Annotated in this window: 2 tRNA genes and 3 rRNA genes; all 5 read right to left on the bottom strand. The window is 48.0% G+C overall.

Going from position 1 to position 5,501, the window contains the following annotated elements:
• Positions 1-96: 96 nt before the first annotated feature.
• Positions 97-208, bottom strand: a 5S ribosomal RNA gene (rrf, locus tag JT717_RS28245).
• 103 nt (positions 209-311) lie between these two features.
• Positions 312-3,189 (bottom strand): 23S ribosomal RNA (locus JT717_RS28240).
• A gap of 211 nt (positions 3,190-3,400) precedes the next feature.
• Positions 3,401-3,477, bottom strand: a tRNA-Ala gene (locus tag JT717_RS28235).
• A gap of 9 nt (positions 3,478-3,486) precedes the next feature.
• Positions 3,487-3,561, bottom strand: a tRNA-Ile gene (locus tag JT717_RS28230).
• A 141-nt stretch (positions 3,562-3,702) separates the two neighbouring features.
• Positions 3,703-5,233 (bottom strand): 16S ribosomal RNA (locus tag JT717_RS28225).
• Together the 16S, 23S and 5S rRNA genes with 2 tRNA genes alongside form the textbook arrangement of a ribosomal RNA operon.
• Positions 5,234-5,501 lie beyond the last annotated feature (268 nt).

Here is a 5,501-nt window from a genome sequence, read left to right as displayed (position 1 = left end):
GTTCGGCTAGCGTACCGCATTCAGCGGCCTGTAGATTCAGCAGGTGTATAAAAGCAAAAAGCCTCTCAGACACAAATCTGAAAGGCTTTTTAATAAATATGGCAACTACCTACTCTCCCGCATTGTGGTGCAGTACCATCGGCCATGAGGGGCTTAACTTCTCTGTTCGGAATGGGAAGAGGTGAACACCCTCGGTATAATCACCATAAGATCTTTGGTCATAATTTCTATAACCGCAATAAGGTCATATTGGGAAAGTTGTAAATGAAAGTAACAGAACTAACATTTGATATTTTCAAAATTGTTAAAAAAAATTAAAGCGTACGGGTAATTAGTACTACTCGACTTTGCTGTTACCAGCTTTACATCTGTAGCCTATCAACGTCATCGTCTTTGACGACCCTTAAAAGAATACTCATCTCGTGGAAGGTTTCACGCTTAGATGCTTTCAGCGTTTATCCTGGCCGGACATAGCTACTCTGCACTGCACCTGGCGGCACAACAGATACACCAGCGGTCCGTACGACCCGGTCCTCTCGTACTAAGGTCATGTCCACTCAATATTCTAACGCCCATCACAGATAGGGACCGAACTGTCTTGCGACGTTCTGAACCCAGTTCACGTGCCACTTTAATCGGCGAACAGCCGAACCCTTGGGACCTTCTCCAGCCCCAGGATGTGACGAACCGACATCGAGGTGCCAAACCTCCCCGTCGATATGAGCTCTTGGGGGAGATCAGCCTGTTATCCCCGGAGTACCTTTTATCCTTTGAGCGATGGCCCTTCCATGCAGAACCACCGGATCACTTTAGCCGTCTTTCGACCCTGCTAGACTTGTCTGTCTCACAGTCAAGCTCCCTTATACTAATGCGCTCTGCGTACGATTACCAACCGTACTGAGGGAACCTTTGCAAGCCTCCGTTACTTTTTAGGAGGCGACCACCCCAGTCAAACTACCCACCATGCACTGTTTCCCGTAAGGGATTAGACTCTAAGCAAACGAAGGTTGGTATTTCAACGACCGCTCCACCCCGACTAGCGCCAGGGCTTCATAGCGTCCCAACTATTCTACACATCGTTTGCTCAAAATCAATGCAAAGTTGTAGTGAAGGTTCACGGGGTCTTTCCGTCCCGTGACGGGTAACCGGCATCTTCACCGATACTACAATTTCGCCGGGCTCGTGGAGGAGACAGTGTTCAACTCATTAGACCATTCGTGCAGGTCGGAACTTACCCGACAAGGAATTTCGCTACCTTAGGACCGTTATAGTTACGGCCGCCGTTTACTGGGGCTTCAGTCAGGAGCTTTGGCTTGCGCCGAACACCCTTCCTTAACCTTCCAGCACCGGGCAGGTATCAGGCTCTATACGTCATCTTACGATTTTGCAGGGCCCTGTGTTTTTGTTAAACAGTTGGTTGAACCATTTTACTGAGACCCGCCAGAAGCGGGTACGCTTTATCCCGAAGTTACAGCGTCAGTTTGCCTAGTTCCTTCTCCACGGCTCACCCGAGCACCTTAGGCTATTCGCCTCGACTACCTGTGTCGGTTTGCGGTACGGGCCGCTTTAGCCTAACCTTAGAAGTTTTTCTCGGCAGCTATTAGGACACTCGATCAGGCCGAAGCCCTCACATACTTTCGTATTTCGACAAGACCTACGGATTTGCCTGTAAGCCCTATATCTACGTACTTAAACGGGGAATTCCGTTTCCCTCGTGTGTCTTTCACTTCTGCGTCACTCCTTCGAAACTAAAGCAGGTACTGGAATATTAACCAGTTTTCCATCAGCTTCCCCTTTCGGGTTTGCCTAAGGACCCGACTAACCCTGATCCGATTAACGTTGATCAGGAACCCTTAGTCTTACGGTGAAGTAGTTTTTCACTACTTTTATCGCTACTTATGCCTACATTTTCTTTTGAAATCGCTCCAGCATACGTCGCCGTACACCTTCAACGCAGATTTCAATGCTCCCCTACCGATATACCACCTAGTGGCAATCTTAGAGCTTCGGTTCGTAGTTTGATGCCCGATTATTTTCCGTGCAGGACCTCTCGACCAGTGAGCTGTTACGCACTCTTTAAATGAATGGCTGCTTCCAAGCCAACATCCTGGCTGTTATAGAAGTCCCACCTCGTTTGATCAACTTAACTACGTATTAGGGACCTTAGCTGCTAATCTGGGTTATTTCCCTCTCGGCCACGGATCTTAGCACCCGCAGCCTCACTCCCGGAGAAATTTGCTAGCATTCGGAGTTTGTCAGGGTTTGGTAGGCGGTGAAGCCCCCTAGCCCAATCAGTAGCTCTACCTCTAGCAAACATCTATATCCGAGGCTGTTCCTAAAAACATTTCGGGGAGAACGAGCTATCTCTCAGTTTGATTGGCCTTTCACCCCTATCCACAAGTCATCCCATAGCTTTTCAACGCTAATGAGTTCGGTCCTCCATTGTGTGTTACCACAACTTCAACCTGCTCATGGATAGATCACAAAGTTTCGCGTCTACCCCCACTGACTAAACGCCCTGTTCGGACTCGCTTTCGCTACGGCTCCGTAACTTAAGTACTTAACCTCGCCAGTGAGGAGTAACTCGTAGGCTCATTATGCAAAAGGCACGCCGTCACATATTGCTATGCTCCGACCGCTTGTAGGCGTACGGTTTCAGGTACTATTTCACTCCCTTGTTTAGGGTGCTTTTCACCTTTCCCTTACGGTACTGGTTCACTATCGGTCTCTGAGGAGTATTTAGCCTTACCGGATGGTGCCGGCAAATTCAGGCAGGATTCCTCCGGTCCCGCCTTACTCAGGATACCGCTCGTCATTGATGATTTGTGCCTACAGGACTATCACCTGCTATGGTCTAACTTTCCAGATAGTTCAGCTTGACATCAAATTCTAAATGCGGTCCTATAACCCTCTGGCAGCACGCTGCCAAAGTTTGGGCTGTTCCCTTTTCGCTCGCCACTACTCAGGGAATCACGATTGTTTTCTTTTCCTCCTGGTACTTAGATGTTTCAGTTCCCAGGGTTGACTCTCCTTGCGGAGTGATACACCTTCAGTGTACCGGGTTGTCCCATTCGGAAATCTTCGGATATAACGCTTGTGTGCAGCTCCCCGAAGCTTATCGCAGCTTACCACGTCCTTCATCGTCTCTCAGAGCCAAGGCATCCACCATACGCCCTTAAGTGCTTTAAAAGAGTTATTACTATTACTCGTCATTTACAACTTATAAATATTTACTCCCAATATGTCAAAGAACTCAATCACAATGTGCTAATTTGCTAATCAGCCAATGGATCTTAATGCAGATGTTCAGATTGCGAACCTGTAGACCTAATGTCAACATCTTGTTTGAAAGAACTGATTGTTTGTTTCTTGCTACTCACCTATTCCCTACATCTTCTTTTGGTGGAGGATATCGGAGTCGAACCGATGACCCCCTGCGTGCAAGGCAGGTGCTCTAGCCAACTGAGCTAACCCCCCAGTTACTTGTAGACCCGAGCAGATTTGAACTGCTGACCCCTACATTATCAGTGTAGTGCTCTAACCAGGCTGAGCTACGGATCTGAATTTGATTTTGTAGCCCGATCCAAGTCTGTAGGATCTGTTATAGTCCCTCTATCGGGTTACTACTTTAAAGAACTCTTTTGATACTATGAAAGTTAAGTGAAGCAACAGCTAAAAAGTTATTTTTAGCGCTTTCTCTAAAAAGGAGGTATTCCAGCCGCACCTTCCGATACGGCTACCTTGTTACGACTTAGCCCCAGTCACTAGTTTTACCCTAGGCGGCTCCTTGCGGTTACCGACTTTAGGTACACCCAGCTTCCATGGCTTGACGGGCGGTGTGTGCAAGGTCCGGGAACGTATTCACCGTATCATTGCTGATATACGATTACTAGCGATTCCAGCTTCATGGAGTCGAGTTGCAGACTCCAATCTGAACTGAGAAGGGGTTTTTGGGATTAGCTCCTTGTCGCCAAGTGGCAGCCCTTTGTCCCCTCCATTGTAGCACGTGTGTAGCCCTGGGCATAAAGGCCATGATGACTTGACATCATCCCCTCCTTCCTCGCGTCTTACGACGGCAGTTTCATTAGAGTTCCCAGCTTTACCTGATGGCAACTAATGATGGGGGTTGCGCTCGTTGCAGGACTTAACCCAACACCTCACGGCACGAGCTGACGACAGCCATGCAGCACCTTACTAGATGTGTATTGCTACAAAGTGAGCTTTCACCCACGGGCATCTAGCATTCTAGCCCAGGTAAGGTTCCTCGCGTATCATCGAATTAAACCACATGCTCCACCGCTTGTGCGGACCCCCGCCAATTCCTTTGAGTTTCAACCTTGCGGTCGTACTTCCCAGGTGGGATACTTAATGCTTTCGCTCAGACACACACTGTGTATCGCGTATGTCGAGTATCCATCGTTTAGGGCGTGGACTACCAGGGTATCTAATCCTGTTTGATCCCCACGCTTTCGTGCCTCAGTGTCAATGATCGTGTAGCAAGCTGCCTTCGCTATCGGTGTTCTATGTCATATCTAAGCATTTCACCGCTACATGACATATTCCGCTTACCTCCACGATATTCAAGACTAATAGTATCCACGGCAGTTTCCGAGTTAAGCTCAGAGATTTCACCACGGACTTACTAGCCCACCTACGCACCCTTTAAACCCAGTGAATCCGGATAACGCTTGCACCCTCCGTATTACCGCGGCTGCTGGCACGGAGTTAGCCGGTGCTTATTCACCTGGTACCGTCAACTGCCCAAGAAAAGACAGGTTTCTTCCCAGATAAAAGAAGTTTACAATCCAGAGGACCTTCATCCTCCACGCGGCATGGCTGGTTCAGACTTGCGTCCATTGACCAATATTCCTTACTGCTGCCTCCCGTAGGAGTCGGGCCCGTGTCTCAGTGCCCGTGTGACTGGTCGTGCTCTCACACCAGTTACTGATCGTAGGCTTGGTGGGCCATTACCCCGCCAACTACCTAATCAGGCGCACGCCCATCTTTAAGCGCCGGAGCTATAATCATAAAACGATGCCATCTCATGATATTACGTGGTATTAATCCGGGTTTCCCCGGGCTATCCCACACTTAAAGGAAGGTTGCGTACGTGTTCCGCACCCGTTTGCCGGTCGCCATCAACTGTATTGCTACAGTCATGCTGCCCCTCGACTTGCATGTATTAAGCCTGCCGCTAGCGTTCATCCTGAGCCAGGATCAAACTCTCCATTGTAAATGAGTTTTGATCACTAACTTTTAATTCTCTCAAAAAGAAAATCAACGTTTGTGAATCTGTTAATTTTTTCGAGTCGCTAAATCTTACCTTGAATTACTTGAAAGTTATTCAAGTGCTGTTGCTTCCAAACTTTCAAAGATCTTTTAATATCGTATGTTATCTTTCTCTTACCTCTTTCCTATCTCACTTAACGTATTACCTAACTTGTTTTCTTTGCCCCTAACTGCTTCTCTCATCCTCTCTTCCCTTCCCTTCTTCTCTCTCT

It is taken from the genome of Longitalea arenae (genome assembly GCF_016924755.1).
GTDB classification, from domain to species: Bacteria; Bacteroidota; Bacteroidia; order Chitinophagales; family Chitinophagaceae; genus Niastella; species Niastella arenae.
This window is presented reverse-complemented; position numbering and strand designations above follow the sequence as displayed.